Genomic DNA, 15,727 nt, shown 5'->3' with positions numbered 1-15,727 from the left:
TCTCAGCGGCCGGGGATGGGGAAGGAGCCCAGTTGATCCGGGGTTTCGGGGGCTCCGATGGTGAGGTCGGGGATATGGTGCACGATGTCGAGGATGTCGCCGAGTTGGTCGACGGTGTCGAGCAATTGGCGTTCGGTGTGTTCGCTGGTGAGGAAGAAGCGCAGGCGTTCGGTGCCCGCGGGCACGACGGGAGACAGGATGGCGCCCGCGTTGTAGCCGCGTTGCAGCAGCGCCGCCGCGGCGTATCCGGCGCGGATCTCGCCGGGCACGATGACCGGCACGATCGGAGTCGATTGGGAGTCCGCGAGATTCATGCCTCGCGCGCGCAGCGCGTCGGTGAACAGGCCAGCATTCGACCACAGGCGAGCCAGCCGGTCGGGTTCGTCCGCGAGGACGTCGAGTCCGGCCAGGACGGCGGCGACGTTGGACGGGGACGGTCCGGCGGTGTAGAGCGCCATGCCCGGCGCGGCGTACTTGACGGCCCGCACCAGGTCGGCGTCGCCCGCGATGAATCCTCCGGTGCTGCCGAGCGCCTTCGACAGGCTGCCCGCCCAGATGTCGACCAGGTCGCCGGGCAGAGCGAAGTGTTCCCTGCTGCCGAGGCCGGTGGGTCCGAGGACACCGATGGCGTGCGCCTCGTCGACGAGCACGGCGCAATCGTATGCCCTTGCCACGGAGGATATTTCGGCGATCGCACCGAGATCGCCGTCCATGCTGTAGTGGCCTTCGATGATCACCAGCGCCCGATCGAACTGGTGACGGCACGACCGCAGCAACGCAGCCAGCGACTCGGGATCGTTGTGCCGGAAGGTGACCCGCCTGCACCCCGCCCACTGGGTGCCCGCGACCAGGCTGGCGTGCGCGAGCGAATCGCACACGGCGACATCGCCTTCGCCGAGCAGGAACCCGATCACGGCGGCGTTGGTGAGGAACCCGCTCGAGGTCACCAGTGCCGCACCCGCGCGGTAGATGTCGGCGAGGCGGCGTTCGAGGACGCCGTAGAGCGGGATCTCCCCGGTGACGATGCGGGTGGCCGATGCGGAGGTGCCGTACCGCTCGGCGGCCTCGTTGGCGGCGCGGATAACCCGGGGGTGCGCGGCCAGTGCCAGATAGTTGTAGGAGCTGTAGTTCACCAATTCGTTTCCGCCGGAACGAATCACCGCGCCGTTGTGGCCTTCCGGTGACAAGAACAGCGGATGCGGCAGCCCGGTGGCGTCGATCAGGCGCTGGATCGCCGCCTGTTTCTCCAGCGCCGCCACTACCGCCGGATGGTCGGCGAACTGGCGTCCCGGCCCGCGCCGCACTGTCGTGCGGGCGCCCGTCTGCGCGGCCGCGGGCCGATCGGTTCCGGTCGACGTCGTGGTGTTGCGTTCACGCGCACCGGCCAGCAGCCGTCGCGCGATAGCCCGCTCGTCGGTCATGCCGCGACCTCTTGGGCGCCCGCGGATCCCACGATGATGTCGGCGATCCTGGCCCCGGCCTGCGCCAGACTGAACGAACGACCGAGCTGAATGCTGTTCATCTCCACACCGAGCGTCTTGCCGACCAGCGCGCCGAACTCGACCGCCATCAGCGAATCCAGGCCGAGCTCGGGCAGTGGAACCGACAGGTCGATGGAATCCGGCGCCACACCCATCACCTCGGCGAGCTGTTCGGCGAGAACGTAACCGACGACGGCCGCGCGCGGCGCCTCGTCCAGCGCGATGATCTCGCCGCGCAGCCGCGCCGCCGCCGAATTGTCCTCGGAGGCCGAGGCGATCAGGTCGGCGACCCGCGCGGTGTCGGCCAGCTGCGGCGCCGCGAGCACCACCTTGCTCCAGTCGACCGGAATGATCGCGGCCTGCCGCACACCGAGACGCAGTGCCTCGCCGAGGTATTCGGTGCCATCGTCCATGTCGATCGCGTCGAAGCCCGCGATCCGCAGGTAGCGCTGCACGTTCTCGTCGGCGTCGACCATGCCGCCACCGGACATCGCGCCCCATCCGATGCACAGCACCCGCTCGCCGCGGCGCGCCAACCGGTCCGCGAACGATTGGAGCGCGAGATTGGCCGCGGTGTAGGAGTATTGGCCGATTCCGCCCATGATGGCGCTGCCGGAGGAGAACAGCACGATCAGGTCGGGTCGCACATCGGCGGCGGTCAGGGCTGCGTGCAAGGCCAGCGCTCCGTCGAGCTTCGGGCGGAAGACGGCGGTCAGACTGGCTCGGTCCATCGTCGCGATGCGCTGATCGTCGAGAACGCCCGCGGCGTGGAAGATGCCGCGCAGCGGATGCGCTTCGGTGTGGACGCGCGCCACGACCTCGCGAATGGCGTCGGCGTCGGTGACGTCAGCCCGCTCGACGAGCACTTGCACCCCTTGGGCGCGCCAGGCGTCCAGGTGCGCACGGGCGGCGTCGGTGCCCGCGCCGCTTCGACCGATCAGCACCAAGTGCCGCGCGCCGCGGCGGACAAGCCAGCGGCCGGTGGCCAGGCCGAAAGCGCCGAAGCCGCCGGTGATCAGATAGCGGCCCGCCGGGTCGATGGTCACGTCGGCGGATTGCGGTCGCACCGACGGTGTTTCGCCGGTGAGGTCGAGGGCGATGCGCCCGAGGCGGGTCGAGCGCAGGGCCTCCTCGAACGCGGCCCCGACCTCGTCGACACCGAAACGGTGGTACGGCAGCGGGCGGTAGGTGCCGTCGGCGAGTTTCTCGTTCACCGCCTGCACCCTGGCCACCACCTCGGCGCGACGCAGTTTCAGCATGCGGTCCAGATCGAAGGAGAAATACGCGACGTTCTTGTCGAAGTTGCGCAGATCGAGCACGCCGCCGGAGTAGATGTCGGCCTTGCCGACCTCCACGATGCGACCGAACTCGGCGACGGCCTTGAAGTTCTGGTGCACGATCTCGCCGGGCGCGGTGCTGATGACGATGTCGGCGCCGCGGCCACCGGTCAGGCCGAGGACATCGTCGACGAAGTTCAGCGACCGCGAGTTCACCACCTCGTCCGCGCCCTGCTCCAGCGCGTAGGCGCGGCGTTCGTCGGTGCTCGCGGTGCCGATCACCCTGGCGCCGTGCCGTTTGGCGACCTGAATCGCGCAGGCGCCGACGCCGCCCGCAGCGCCGTGGACCAGCACCGTCTCCCCGGACCGCAACCGGGCCAGGTCGAGCAGCGAGTACTCGGCGGTGACGAGGGAGACCGTCGAGGTGCACAGTTCCGGGCGGATGCTCTCCGCCGCCGGACCCACCACCTCGGTATCGGCGACGTGGAAGCGTTCGATCATGCCCGCCGAGGCCAGTCCGACACGATCGCCGACGCGCAACCGGGTGACATCGTGGCCGACCCGCACCACCGTGCCCGCGCCCTCCATGCCCGGCGCGACGCCGAAATGGGTGTCGGCCAAGTCGTCCGCGCCGAGCACACCGAGAACCTTGAGCGGATCTTTGAAGCCGAGTCCGATCGCGGCCATCCGCACCTCGACCTCGCCGGGACCTGGCGCCCGGCGCGCGGCACGGCGCCACCCGAGCTGGGACAGCACGCGCGAGCGCGGGATGTCGAGGACGAAGTTGGCCTCGGGGTCGTTCAGCGGCTCCGGCTCGTCGAGGGCGGCGAGCCGGTCGGGCAGCGCGCGCGTCACGACGGTGCACCACCGTAATCCGTTGCGCAGGAACACCTCGTCGGTGCCGTCGGCGCTGAACGCACCCGGCACGCAGAGTTCGGCGAGCAGCTCGGCTTCGGAGGTCTCCGGTTCGATATCGACCAGACGCCAGCGCAGCGACGGCTGCTCGTTGAGCAGCACCCGGCGTGCGCCCGCGAGGGCGGCGTGGGCGGGGTTGGGCAGGGTCGCGTCCTCCGGGTGCGCGAAGGCGCGTTCGGTCACCAGGGTCACGTGCAAGGAGCCGTCTCCGGTCAACGGCAGCGGTTCGGGGTGCACGGCATCGGCGACGTCGGCGAGGACCAGTGCCAGCCTGCTCAGCAGCCACAGGTCGGCGACCGGGTCCGCGCCCGTCCCGGCGACCACACAGACGTGCACGCGGTCGATGCCGCGACTGGCGTGCGCGGCGTGCAGCCGATCGGCCAGCGTCTCCTCGAAATCGGTTGCGGGATCGATGATCTCGGCCGACTCGGTCGAGCGCGTGAGCTGCTCGACGCGGGCGCGTGCGGCACCCGTCAGCGGGACCACGAGGGTGTACCCGGTGGCGGTCCGGTCGAGCGCGGCGCGGTCGAGCGGGTCGCGCAGGGTCCAGCGTTCCTCGTAGTAGAGGTCTTCGAGCCCGCGCAGTAGCCCGCCGCCGAACGGCACCGCCTGGAACTTCGCGCCGACGATCTGCAGGATCGGATTGTGCTCGGCGTCCAGCACCGCGACGTCGGCGCGCAACGGTTCGGTGAGCCGGGCGACCACCACCGCGCGCGACGGTAGCGGCGCGAACATCCGCACGGTGGCCGCGCCGATCGGGATGACCGCGCCCGCAAGCTCGGGGCCGCCCGCGTCGCCGAGTGAGACGATCTGCCAGGCCGCGTCCAGCACACACGGGTGCGCCAGATGCCCGCTTCGCCCGGCGATGCCCGCATCCAGCGTCGCGACCACGGTGTCGCCGTCCACCCACGCTTCGCTGACCAGCCGGAAGGCCGGGCCGTGCGCGACGCCGGTCGCGGTCAGGTCGTCGTAGAGGGTCTCGGGTGCGACGGGGGTCATGGAGGCCGTGTCGGGGACCGCGATCTTGACCGGTTCGAACGCGCCCTCGACCAGTCGGCCGGTGGCGTGCACTGTCCATGCCGTCCCCACCGCGGTTCGGGAGCGGATGGTGAAGCGGCGGGTCGACTCCTCGACGCGCAACTGCATCACCGGGACGTCGCCGGGTTCGACGACCAGCGGCGCGATGAACCGCACCTGCTCCACCGCGGCGATGCCGTGCTCGGCGCTCGCGCCGTATTCGACGGCGGCCGCGCTCAATGCCGCGTCCAGATACGCGGCGCCGGGGAGGATTCGGGCGCCGTCGACGACGTGGTCGTCGATCCAGGGCAGCACCTCGGCAGCGATCTGGACGGTCCAGTGCCGCTCCTCGTCCAGGCCAGGATCGCCGAGCATGGTGTACAGGCCGGGAGTGCCGTAGCGCTGCTGCGACGATTCCGGCAGGTCGGAGCGCAGACGCTTGCGCTGCCACGGGTAGCGGGGGAGCGGCAGGTGTGCGACCGGTGCCGGACCGACCAGGGCGGGGATGTCGAGAGCGCCCGCGGCGTACAGCCCGGCGACTGTTTCGCGCACACTGACCGCGTCGGACTGCTTGCGCCGCAGCGTCGCGATGGTGGCGCCCCTCTCGCCCACGTGCAGCAACAGCTCACGGAGGTTGGCGGCCAGCACCGGATGTGGGCCCACCTCGAGGAAGACACGCTCGCCCGAGGTGATCAGGCCGCGGATCGCCGCGGCGAAGCGCACCGGCCGACGTACGTTCGCACACCAGTAGTCGGCGTCCCAGTCCGCCTCGTTCACCCGGTCACCGGTCACGGTGGAGTAGAGCGGGATCGACGGAGGTCGCGGGGTGAGCGTTGCGAGGGCGGCGCGCAGTGGTTCGAGGATCGGATCCATGAGCGCGCTGTGGTAAGGGACCTCGACCTGTAGGCGCTTCGCGAAAACACCCTGGCCGGTGTGTGTTTCGGCGATCGCATCCAGCCGGTCGACCGCGCCCGAGAGGGTGACGGCGGTGGGGCTGTTGATCGCGGCGATGTCGACGCCCGCACCGAGCAGGTCGGCCGCCTGCTCGGCGGGCAGTCCGACGGCGAGCATGCCCCCGGTGCCCGCGGTCGTGGCTTGCAGGCGGGCGCGGTGATAGGCCACCGCGACCGCGTCGGTCAGCGAGAGCATGCCGGTGACGTACGCGGCCGACACCTCGCCGACACTGTGCCCGACCACGGCGGACGGCCGGACCCCCAGCGCCGCAAGGGTTTCGAAGAGCGCTACCTGGACGAGGAAGTTCGCGGGCTGGGCGATCTCGGTCGCGGTCATCCGGGACTCGGTCTCGGGACGAGCCAATTCCGCGCGGATGGACCAACCGGCCAGCGCGGTGAACGCCGCATCGACGCGCTCGGCAGCGGCGGCGAAGACCGGGTCGGTGGCGAGCAGCTCGCGTCCCATGCCCCACCATTGCGGACCCATCCCCGTGAACACGAAAACCGGTCCGGTAGTGGCATTTCCGACGGTACGCACTGGGGCGCGCCCCTCGCCCGCCGCGAAACCGCGCAGGGCGTGGATCAATTCGGCCGTGTCGGCGAATGGCACGCCGATGCGAAACGGGTGGTGGTGCCGTCTAGTCCAGGCGGCGACGGCCACGTGGTCAGGGTCTGCGCCTGCGGCGAGCAGGTCGGTGAAATCGGCCGCGAGATGCCGCACGGCCTGCTCGTTGCGCGCCGAAATGGGCAGCACGCCGCGGTGACGCCGGGTGGTGTCTGCGCGCGGTGGCGCTATGGTGGCGGCGGCTGGGGGAGCTACATCGCCCGGCGCGCGTGTTGCGTCGGTCGATGTGGCTGCCATGTCGGCCGATGCGGGAGCTGTATCGAACGCGGCCGGAGCGTGGGCGACCAAGGTGAGCGCCCGGCCGACCGACGCCGGGGTTGTCTCGACCGCAGCGAGCACCCGGCCAACCGCTGTGGACGATGAGTCAGCTGCTGCGGGCGTGGTCTCGACCGCTACGGAGGCTGGGTTAGCGGCTGCGGGTGTGGTTGCTGCGGGGGCTGGGTTAGCGGCTGCGGGTGTGGTTTCGGCTGCTGCGGGGGCTGGGGCAGCCGCTGCGGGTGCGATCTCGACCGCTGCGAGCACTGGGCGAACCGACGCGGGCGCGTGGCCGATCGGCTCGGTGGCTGCGCTCGAGCGCGCAGCCGTTGCACCACGACCCCGGGCGGGGCGGTGTTCTTGCAGGATGGCGTGGGCATTGGTGCCGCCGTAGCCGAATCCGTTGACCGCCACCGTCATCCGCTCGTCGGGCCTGACCGGTTCGGCCTCGGTCTGAATGGTCAATCGCAGCTCGTCGAGCGCGAGGTCGGGATTTAGCTCGTCGTCGAGCCAGCCCTGCGGCGGTAGCGTGCGATGGGAGATGGCCAATGCCGACTTGATGACGCTCGCGATGCCCGCGGCGGCCTCGGTGTGACCGAGGGTCGCCTTCACCGACCCCACACCCAACGGCGCGGCGCGTCCTTCGACGGCGCCGTAAGCTCGCCCGATCGCCCGCAGCTCCAGCGGGTCGCCGACCGGTGTTCCGGTGCCGTGGGCCTCCACGTAGGTCACCTCGTGCGGTGCGATGCCCGCCCGCTCGCACACCGATTTCGCCAGCGCCTCTTGGGCTTCGGCGTTGGGCACCGTGATGGCGGTGGTACGGCCGTCCTGGTTGGAGCCGGTCGCCTTGATCACCGCGTAGACGCGGTCGCCGTCGGCTTCGGCATCGGCGAGCGGCTTGAGCACGACCATGCCCGCGCCCTCGCCGCGCCCGTAGCCGTCGGCGGTGGCGCCGAAGGACTTGCTTCGTCCGTCCCCGGCGAGGAAACCGCCCTTGCACATGGAGATGAACGTGCCCGGTTGCAGCATCAGGTTCACTCCGCCCGCCAGCGCGGTGCGGCAGTCGCCGTCGCGCAGCGCCTGGCAGGCCAGGTGCAGCGCGACCAGCGACGACGAGCACGCCGTGTCGACGGTGACGCTGGGCCCGCCGAGGTCGAGCGCGTAGGAGATTCGATTGGACAGCATCGTGTAGGACGCGCCCGCCGAGGAGTGCATATCGATGTGCGGCACCGCCTCACCGGTGAAACCGACCGCGAGCTGGTCCAGGGTGAAGGCGCCCATGTAGACACCGACCGGAGCCTCGCCCGTGCGGCCTGCGATGCCCGCGTCGTCGAGCGCCTCCCACGCGACCTCGAGCACCAACCGCTGCTGCGGGTCCATCGCGGTGGCCTCGCGCGGGGAGATGCCGAAGAAATCGGGGTCGAAGGCCCACGGGTCGGTGGTGAGGAACGCGGCGCGCTTGGTGTACATCCGGCCGGGCGCGCGGCGGTCGGTGTCGTAGTAGCGGCGGTAGTCCCAGCGGTCGGCCGGGATGTCGGTGACCGCGTCGCGCTTGTTCACCACGAAATCCCAGAACGCTTCCGGCGAGTCGATGCCACCGGCGTAGCGGCAGCCGACGCCGACGATCGCGATGTCCGTCACGGAACGTGCTCCTTCACTCGGCCAGGCTGCGCGGCAGCCACATCATCACGTTGACCAGCGGGCCGGTGCGGCCGATCCGCACCCGGCCCACCCGCAGCGCACCCAGCGCCCGGTAGTAGGCGACATTGCCGTCCTTGCACACCCCGAACATCGGCGCGCCCACCCGCTCGATCTCCGCGATCGCGTAGGCGAGCACCGCCCGGCCCACCCCGCCGCGCTGGTGCACGGGATCGACGCCGAGGGTCACCCCGAAGAAGTGCGGCAGGCCCTTGACCAGATCGGTGATCGTGGCATCCATCGCGAGGGCGCGCGGACCGCCGGAACCCATGGCCCACACGAATTCCGGGATCGAGGCGAGGTAGCGCAGCGGACCGAAACGGTAGTCCGGCGTCTGCCACAGCGCCCCTCCGACGATTCGCCCGTCGGCGGTCGCGACCAGCGCCCCGCCCGCGGGCAGGTACTGGCGGCGGATCATCGCCCTGGTCAGCCGGGGCTGGTTGCGGCGGCGCTGCGCCGCGTCGGGAAACATGTACTCGCCGAACGGGTCGTCGGTGGCGAACGCCCGATCCAGCACCGAGACCAGCTCGGGCACATCCTGTTTCGTCGCCGGACGAACCACAATGTCGTCGAATGTCTCGGTCACAAGCAAACTTTCGTGACGTGCTGCGTGAAAACCCCACCCCAGCAGCAGATTTCTATCTACAAACAGCAACGTACACCAATCGACCGCGGCGCGCAGCGACAAACTGCCGGCCGGTAATCGAGGAAAAAAGTTCCCGCAAGCCGGTACTTTCGGCGGGCCGCGAGGGGCGTTCCCACACCGGACACGTCGTCTACTCTTCGACCGAGCCCGCACGGGCCGAACGCCTTTCGGCGCAGACGCATTCACACACGATGAGGACTGCCGTATGACGACATCGGCAACCGAGCACCCCACCGATCACCCAGGTGACAGCACCCTGCACCCGCCGCGCTGGCAGCCCGCGCCCATGCGCTGGCATCGCACCGAGGTCGGCTGGGCGCAGTCCTGGCGCTACGCCGCCGCGCTGATCCCACGCTGGCGTGACCGCACGCTGGTGCATTACTTGACCGTCGAGTTGCCCGGCGCCGACGACGTGCTCGTCGCCCGCATCCCGCTGCTGCGCTACGCCGTCGTGCGCAATCCCGCGCTGGCCCGGCGCATCCTGGTCTCGAACCAGGAGAACTATTGCAAGAGTGCGGAATACGACATGATGGCGGTGACCTTCGGTCAGGGTCTGGTCACCGATATGGACGACCGGCGCTACCAGCGCAACCGCCGCCTCGTGCAGCCGATCTTCGCGCGCGGCAACATCGAGCAGTTCGCCGGACCGATCACCGAGGCGGCCGGGGACGCCGCCGACCGCATCCTGCGAGCCTGCGCCGCGAACGGCCCCGTGGACATCGGCACGGAAATGAACCGGCTGACCCTGGACATCGTGGCGCGCACCATGTTCGGCACCGATCTGTCCGGCCCGATCTCCCAGATCCGGCTGACGAATCTGCTGAAGTTCTTCGGCATCGGCTTCGCCACCAATATCAGCAGACCGCTGCGCGCGCTGTCGACGTTCGTCGTCCGGTGCACGACACCCGAAGAGCGGCGGGCCGGTTCACGCATCCCCCTCCGCGCCATGCGCTGGCTGACCTGGCTCACCGCACCGCACATCATGCTCGAGCTGCGCCGCATCGAGCGGGCCGTGGACATCCTCGTCGCCGATCATCGCAGCGGCCGCATCGCGCGCAAGGACAACCTGCTCGGCCTGCTGATGGACGCCAGGGACCCGGAAACCGGCCACGCCTACAGCGACACCGAGATCCACGACGAACTGATGACCTTCATCGGCGCCGGGATGGAGACCTCGGCCACCGCCTTGACCTGGACCTGGACACTGCTCGCCGAGCATCCCGGGGCACGCGCCAGGATGCACGAGGAACTGCGTGACGTGCTGGGCGATCGCACCCCCGTGGCCGCCGACGTGGACAAGCTGGTGTGGACGAAAGCCGTTCTCGCCGAATCGATGCGACTGTATCCACCGATCATCGGACTGACCAGGGTGGCGAAGGGCCCCGACGTCCTGGCCGGCTACCGGATCGAGCCGGGGACGACGGTGGTGATCAGCCTGCACGGCGTGCACCACAACGCGTCGGTATGGGAGGACCCCGAGCGCTTCGACCCGTCGCGGCATCTGCCGGAGAACCTGACCACCGAACGCCGACACGGCTCGCTGGCGTTCAGCGCGGGCAAACGCATCTGCATCGCGCAGAACTTCGCGATCATGGAAATGACGCTGTCGTTGGCGGTCCTGGCGCAGCGCATGGAGCTGGATCTGGCGACCGAGGAGCCGATTCGGCGGGCGCTTTCGTTCACCGGCGGGCCCGATGGGCCGGTGCCGATGGCGGCGACACCGCGCACCTGAGCTCAGACGCGCAGACCGGTGAAAGGCGCGATCGGAATGTTGCGCAGCACCAGCCAGCCGAGCACCAGGGCGAGCACGAGGTGCGGCGCGTTCCGGTACTGATACCAGCGCACCGAATCACGGCCGCGGACGCGGTCGCGGGTCCAGAAGACGAACGTGCCGATCAGCGCGATCAGCGCGAGCAGGCCGAGGGCGTTGTAGTGCAGCGCGGCGGGAAGATCCCCGTGCAGTAGCGAATACAGCATGCGGGAACTGCCGCAGCCGGGGCAGTTGATGCCGAGCAGTGCCTTCGACGGGCAGACCGGGATGACGCCGCCCGGCGTGGTGGGATCGGCCCACAGCACGGCCGCGCAGACCAGCGCGCCCGCACCGGCGACCGCGACGGGCGCGGCCAGCCGGTGCGAGACGGAGACGGGGGTGCTCACACCCCGGAGGCTCCGATGAGCGCGATATTGAGGACGAGGGCGATCACGAAGCCGATCACGCCGCACACCGCGGCGATCATCGTCCACTTCTTGGCGTCCTCGGCCGCACGATAGGCCTCGGCGGCCTGACCCTGCGCCCACAGGCTGTTGACGTTGGCCGCCTTCATGATCGCGACGATGCCGAACGGAAGGCAGCAGAACACCGTCGCGAGGATCGCCCAGACCATGTTGTTGTCCGGCGGGGTGCCGGGGTTGTAGCCGGGACCGTAACCGGGGGCGGCGGGGTAGCCGGGGGCCGGGGGATAGCCGCCCGCGGCCGGGTAGCCCGGCGCCGCGGGGTAGCCGGGCGCGGCCGGATATCCCGGCGCCGCGGGATATCCCGGCGCGGCCGGGTAGCCGGGCTGCTGCTGCGCGTAGGGGTCGCTCGCCGGCTGCGGCTGCTGTTGCGCGTACGGGTCGGACTGCTTGTACGGATCGAAGCCGGGCTGGGGCGGGGGGTACGTCATCAATTCCTCACTTGTCGTCGACGCTCGGCGAGCGCGAATGTGGGCTTCGGTGGAACTCCGAGTGCGCGCGCCCCCCGAACGACCCTGACAGTCTGTTGACCAGGTCTCCGGCAGTGTAGTGGGTCGCGGCCACCCTCTCCCGTCGACCGCCCGCCGACGTGCTTGCGGCCGCGACAGCGTGTTTCGGCTCGGCGGGCACGGGTTCGGCTCACGCTGATCGCGATCGGCCGCACGCGCGATCACGCACGCCAGACCGCGCCGCGCGGGGACTCGCGGCGCGGCCGCGACGCGCCGTACCGGCGACGAGTGGTAGGAAAGGGACGTGTCCGTCAACGGCGAAGACTCCAGTCCGAACAGCAGATCTCGTGCGGTGAACGAGGTCGTCGAGTTGGTCAGTCACCTGATCAGATTCGACACTTCGAACACGGGTGACCTGGCCACCACCAAAGGTGAGCGGGAATGCGCCCAGTGGGTGGCCGACCAACTGCAACAGGCCGGATACACCACCGAATACGTGGAATCCGGTGCGCCGTGCCGCGGCAACGTGTTCGCGCGCCTGAAAGGCGCCGATCCCAGCCGTGGCGCGCTGCTGATGCACGGGCACCTGGACGTGGTGCCCGCCGAGGCGTCGGAGTGGAGCGTGCATCCGTTCTCCGGCGCGGTCCGCGACGGCTACGTGTGGGGCCGCGGGGCCGTCGACATGAAGGACATGGTCGGCATGATGCTGGCGGTGGCGCGCCAGTTCGCGATCGAGGGCACGGTGCCGCCGCGCGACATCGTTTTCGCGTTCCTGGCCGACGAGGAAAACGGCGGCAAGTGGGGCTCGCACTGGTTGGTGGACAATCGGCCCGACCTGTTCCACGGAGTCACCGAAGCGGTGGGTGAGGTCGGCGGCTTCTCGCTGACGGTGCCGCGCCGCGACGGTGGTGAACGCAGGTTCTACCTGGTGGAGACGGCCGAGAAGGGCCTGGGCTGGATGCGCTTGCGCGCCAAGGCCCGCGCCGGACACGGCTCGTTCCTGCACGAGGACAACGCGGTGACCATCCTGGCCGACGCGGTGGCGCGGCTGGGCAAACACACCTTCCCGCTGGTGCTCTCGGATTCGGTGGCCGAGTTCCTCGCCGCCGTGTCGGAGGAGACCGGTTTCCCCTTCGATCCGGACAGCCCGGACATCGAGGGACAGCTGGCCAAGCTCGGCACCATCGCCCGCATCATCGGCGCCACCCTGCGCGACACCGCCAATCCCACCATGCTGCAGGCCGGTTACAAGGCCAACGTCATTCCGCAGACCGCGGAGGCGGTGGTGGACTGCCGGGTGCTGCCCGGCCGCCAAGCCGCCTTCGAACGCGAGGTGGACGAGTTGATCGGCCCCGATGTCGAACGCGAGTGGGTCACCAAGCTCGACTCCTACGAGACGACTTTCGACGGGCACCTGGTCGACGCCATGAACGACGCGATCCTGGCCCACGACCCGCAGGGCCGCACGGTGCCCTACATGCTCTCCGCAGGCACGGACGCGAAAGCCTTCGCCCGCTTGGGAATTCGCTGCTTCGGCTTCGCACCGCTGCGGCTGCCCCCCGACCTGGACTTCAGTGCCCTGTTCCACGGTGTGGACGAACGCGTTCCGGTGGACGCCCTCGAGTTCGGCACCCAGGTGCTGGAACACTTCCTGTTGCACAGCTGATCCGAATACCACGGCTCCGACATACAACGCTCCGAAAAGAGGAACGATGACCTACGACCCCTACGACGCACTCCCGAAGGTACCCGGCTTCACCCTCACCTCCGGGGACGTCACCGACCGCGCCCCGCTCGGCAACGATCAGGTCAGCGGCGTGTTCGGCGCCGGAGGCAAGGACATCTCCCCGCAGTTGTCCTGGTCCGGATTCCCCGCCGAGACCAAGAGTTTCGCCGTCACCGTCTACGACCCCGACGCCCCGACCGCCTCCGGCTTCTGGCACTGGGCCGTCGCCGACATCCCGGTGTCGGTCACCTCCCTGCCCAGCGGCGCGGGAAGCGAGGGCGGGTCGCTGCCCGCGGGCGCCGTCACCCTGCGCAACGACGGCGGCTTCGCCGGATTCGTCGGCGCCGCACCGCCGCCCGGGCATGGCCCGCACCGCTACTTCGTCGTGGTGCACGCGGTGGACGTGGAGAGCCTCGGCATCGCGCCCGACGCGTCGCCCGCCTACTTGGGCTTCAACCTGTTCTCCCACACCCTGGCCCGCGCCACCCTGATCGGCACCTACGAGCAGTAGTCCTGCGCGAAAAAAAGACCGTGGCCCCGAGCTTTTGGCTCGGGGCCACGGTCATCTGGTCGCGGCTCAGGAGACGTTGACGACCGTCTCGGGCAGCGGGTTGGCGTACAGCGCCCCGATTTCCTCGGCGTACTTCGCGGCGATCGGGTTGCGCTTGAGCTTCATGGTCGGGGTCAGCTCGTCGCCGCCCGGCTCCCAGGGCGTGCCGACGATCGTGAAGCGCTTGATCTGCTCGACCCGCGACAGTTTGCGGTTACCGGTCTCGACCGCCGCGAGCACCTCGTCGACGATCTCCTTGCGGGTGGCCAGCGCGGCCAGATCCTCGGCGGGAGCGCCGATCTCCTTGGCGCGGATCGCTACCGTGTCGGGGTCGAGCACGATCAGCGCGGAGATGTAGGGCTTGGCCTCGCCGATCGCCACCACCTGGCCGACCAGCGAGGACACCGCCTTCACGGCGTTCTCGATATTGGTGGGCGAGATGTTCTTGCCCGCCTCGTTGATGATGAGCTCCTTCTTGCGGTCCACGATCCGCACGTAGCCGTCGGCGTCGATGGTCGCCACGTCGCCGGTGGACAGCCAGCCGTCGGAATCGAGCGCCTCCTTGGTCTTGTCGGGCTGCTTGCGGTAGCCCGGCGTGATGATCGGGCCGCGCACCAGCAACTCGCCGTCCTCGCCGAGGCGCACCTCCAGCCCGTCGACCGCGCGGCCGACCGAGCCGGGCCGCGGCTTGTCCAGTTCGGTATAGGTGGCCACGCCGCTGGTCTCCGACATGCCCCACACCTCGGTGACGGTGAAGCCGAGGCCGAGGAAGTACTCGAGGGTCTCCGGCGGAATAGCGGCCGCACCGGAGGCGGCGACCTTGAGATTGTCCAGGCCGAGCGCGTGGCGCAGCTTCGACAGCACGAGCGCGTCGGCGACCTTGTACTGCAAGCCGAGCACCGGACCGCGACCGTTGCCCGCGAGATCGGCGCGCGCGGCGGCGATCCCGGTGCCGATGGCCCAGGCCGCGAGCGACTTCTTGACCGGGCTCGGCTCGGTGGCCAGCTTGCCGTCGATGCCCGCCTTGATCTTCTGCCACACCCGCGGCACACCGAAGAACACGGTCGGCCGCGCGTCGGGCAGCGCCGCGGCGATCTCGCGCGGATCCGGAACGCAGGTGATGAGAATGCCGGTGAGCAGGCTGATGGCATGTCCCGAGATGCGGTCGGCGACATGCGCGGCGGGCAGGTAGGAGATCGCGCGGTCGTCGTAGCCGACCCGCAGCGGCCCCGACACCAGCGCGATGATCTGGGCGAGCACGTTGCGGTGGGTGATCTCCACGCCCTTGGACGGGCCGGTGGTGCCCGAGGTGTAGATCAGCGTGGCCAGATCGCCGGGCTCGACGGCCTGCCAGGCGGCGGCGAAATCGAAGTCGGCGGCCGGGTTGGCCTCCACCTCCTCCAGGGTGATCGCGCCGGTGGCCGGGCCGTCCACCACGACGGTGTGCGCGAGTTCGACACCCGCGCCGGTGATCACGTCGAGGAACGCGCGCTCGGTGATCACCACTGTGTTCTCGGCATTGGTGAACAGGTGGGTGATCTGTTCGGGGGAGCTGGTGTTGTAGATCGAGAACGGTGTCGCGCCCAAGTGCAGTGCGGCCGTGTCGACGAGGTTGAACTCGGGCCGGTTGGTGAGCATGATCCCGACGGAGTCGCCGCGGCCGATGCCGAGCGCGGCGAGTCCTGCCGCGATCGATTCGACCCGCTTGCCGTACTCCCGCCAGGTGATCTCCGTCGTGCCGCCGACCGTGCGCAGCGCGACCCCGTCCGGCCGCAGCTTGACGGTCTCCTGGAACGCCTCGGGAACGGTGTAGACCGTCTTGCCTGATTCGTGCGCGAAACCGATTTCTGTAGTGCTCATATTCCCTGTTCCCGATGATCCTGTCGGTGAACCGACTCGATAC

At 69.7% G+C, this 15,727-nt stretch carries 9 protein-coding genes; 3 read left to right on the top strand and 6 right to left on the bottom strand.

Features of this window, described 5'->3' with window-relative positions; all coding sequences use genetic code 11:
• Nucleotides 1-2: 2 nt before the first annotated feature.
• Genes ACRWNM_RS10320 through ACRWNM_RS10310 form a run of 3 tightly spaced genes read right to left on the bottom strand, consistent with a single transcriptional unit; the run spans nt 3 to nt 8,807 of the window.
• The gene (locus ACRWNM_RS10320; protein ID WP_431965946.1) at nt 3-1,421 is read right to left on the bottom strand and encodes an aminotransferase class I/II-fold pyridoxal phosphate-dependent enzyme; all 1,419 of its coding nucleotides are present in this window, start codon (nt 1,419-1,421) and stop codon (nt 3-5) included.
• Entirely contained in the window at nt 1,418-8,164 is a 6,747-nt protein-coding gene (locus tag ACRWNM_RS10315; protein ID WP_431965944.1) for an SDR family NAD(P)-dependent oxidoreductase, read from the bottom strand. The genes ACRWNM_RS10320 and ACRWNM_RS10315 overlap by 4 nt, the downstream gene beginning before the upstream one ends.
• Before the next feature lie 13 nt (nt 8,165-8,177).
• The gene (locus ACRWNM_RS10310; RefSeq protein ID WP_431965942.1) at nt 8,178-8,807 is read right to left on the bottom strand and encodes an N-acetyltransferase family protein; all 630 of its coding nucleotides are present in this window, start codon (nt 8,805-8,807) and stop codon (nt 8,178-8,180) included.
• Between the two features lie 265 nt (nt 8,808-9,072).
• On the opposite strand from ACRWNM_RS10310, the gene ACRWNM_RS10305 reads away from it, so the two are divergent.
• Nucleotides 9,073-10,599: a cytochrome P450 gene (locus ACRWNM_RS10305; protein WP_431965940.1), complete on the top strand. Its 1,527-nt coding sequence runs from the start codon at nt 9,073-9,075 to the stop codon at nt 10,597-10,599.
• A 2-nt stretch (nt 10,600-10,601) separates the two neighbouring features.
• Here ACRWNM_RS10305 and ACRWNM_RS10300 read toward each other — a convergent pair whose 3' ends face one another.
• Together ACRWNM_RS10300 and ACRWNM_RS10295 are read right to left on the bottom strand one after the other, a co-directional pair.
• Nucleotides 10,602-11,024 carry a DUF2752 domain-containing protein gene (locus ACRWNM_RS10300; protein WP_431965938.1) on the bottom strand — a complete coding sequence of 141 codons (423 nt, stop codon included), beginning with the start codon at nt 11,022-11,024 and terminating at the stop codon, nt 10,602-10,604.
• Entirely contained in the window at nt 11,021-11,530 is a 510-nt protein-coding gene (locus tag ACRWNM_RS10295) for a CD225/dispanin family protein (RefSeq protein WP_431965936.1), read from the bottom strand. The genes ACRWNM_RS10300 and ACRWNM_RS10295 overlap by 4 nt, the downstream gene beginning before the upstream one ends.
• 322 nt (nt 11,531-11,852) lie before the next feature.
• Between ACRWNM_RS10295 and ACRWNM_RS10290 the strand changes: the two genes are divergently transcribed.
• Together ACRWNM_RS10290 and ACRWNM_RS10285 are read left to right on the top strand one after the other, a co-directional pair.
• Nucleotides 11,853-13,214 (top strand): M20/M25/M40 family metallo-hydrolase, encoded by a 1,362-nt coding sequence (locus ACRWNM_RS10290; protein WP_431965934.1) that lies wholly within the window; start codon nt 11,853-11,855, stop codon nt 13,212-13,214.
• Nucleotides 13,215-13,260: 46 nt separating this feature from the next.
• Entirely contained in the window at nt 13,261-13,785 is a 525-nt protein-coding gene (locus ACRWNM_RS10285; protein ID WP_431965932.1) for a YbhB/YbcL family Raf kinase inhibitor-like protein, read from the top strand.
• 66 nt (nt 13,786-13,851) lie between these two features.
• On the opposite strand, the gene ACRWNM_RS10280 is transcribed toward ACRWNM_RS10285, so the two are convergent.
• A complete protein-coding gene (locus tag ACRWNM_RS10280) occupies nt 13,852-15,684 on the bottom strand; it encodes an AMP-dependent synthetase/ligase (RefSeq protein WP_431965930.1) in 1,833 nt (610 codons plus the stop codon).
• Between the last annotated feature and the right edge of the window lie 43 nt (nt 15,685-15,727).

The sequence above is a fragment of the Nocardia sp. bgisy134 genome, assembly GCF_965341865.1.
GTDB lineage: Bacteria > Actinomycetota > Actinomycetes > Mycobacteriales > Mycobacteriaceae > Nocardia.
The sequence above is the reverse complement of the archived record's forward strand: the minus strand, read 5'-3'. Positions and strand labels throughout refer to the sequence as shown.

Bases quoted from the DNA above. Each gene is read 5' to 3' on its own strand.
- ACRWNM_RS10320 (WP_431965946.1), bottom strand. From the start codon at position 1,421: ATGACCGACGAGCGGGCTATCGCGCGACGGCTGCTGGCCGGTGCGCGT.
- ACRWNM_RS10305 (WP_431965940.1), top strand. From the start codon at position 9,073: ATGACGACATCGGCAACCGAGCACCCCACCGATCACCCAGGTGACAGC.
- ACRWNM_RS10295 (WP_431965936.1), bottom strand. From the start codon at position 11,530: ATGACGTACCCCCCGCCCCAGCCCGGCTTCGATCCGTACAAGCAGTCC.
- ACRWNM_RS10285 (WP_431965932.1), top strand. From the start codon at position 13,261: ATGACCTACGACCCCTACGACGCACTCCCGAAGGTACCCGGCTTCACC.
- ACRWNM_RS10280 (WP_431965930.1), bottom strand. From the start codon at position 15,684: ATGAGCACTACAGAAATCGGTTTCGCGCACGAATCAGGCAAGACGGTC.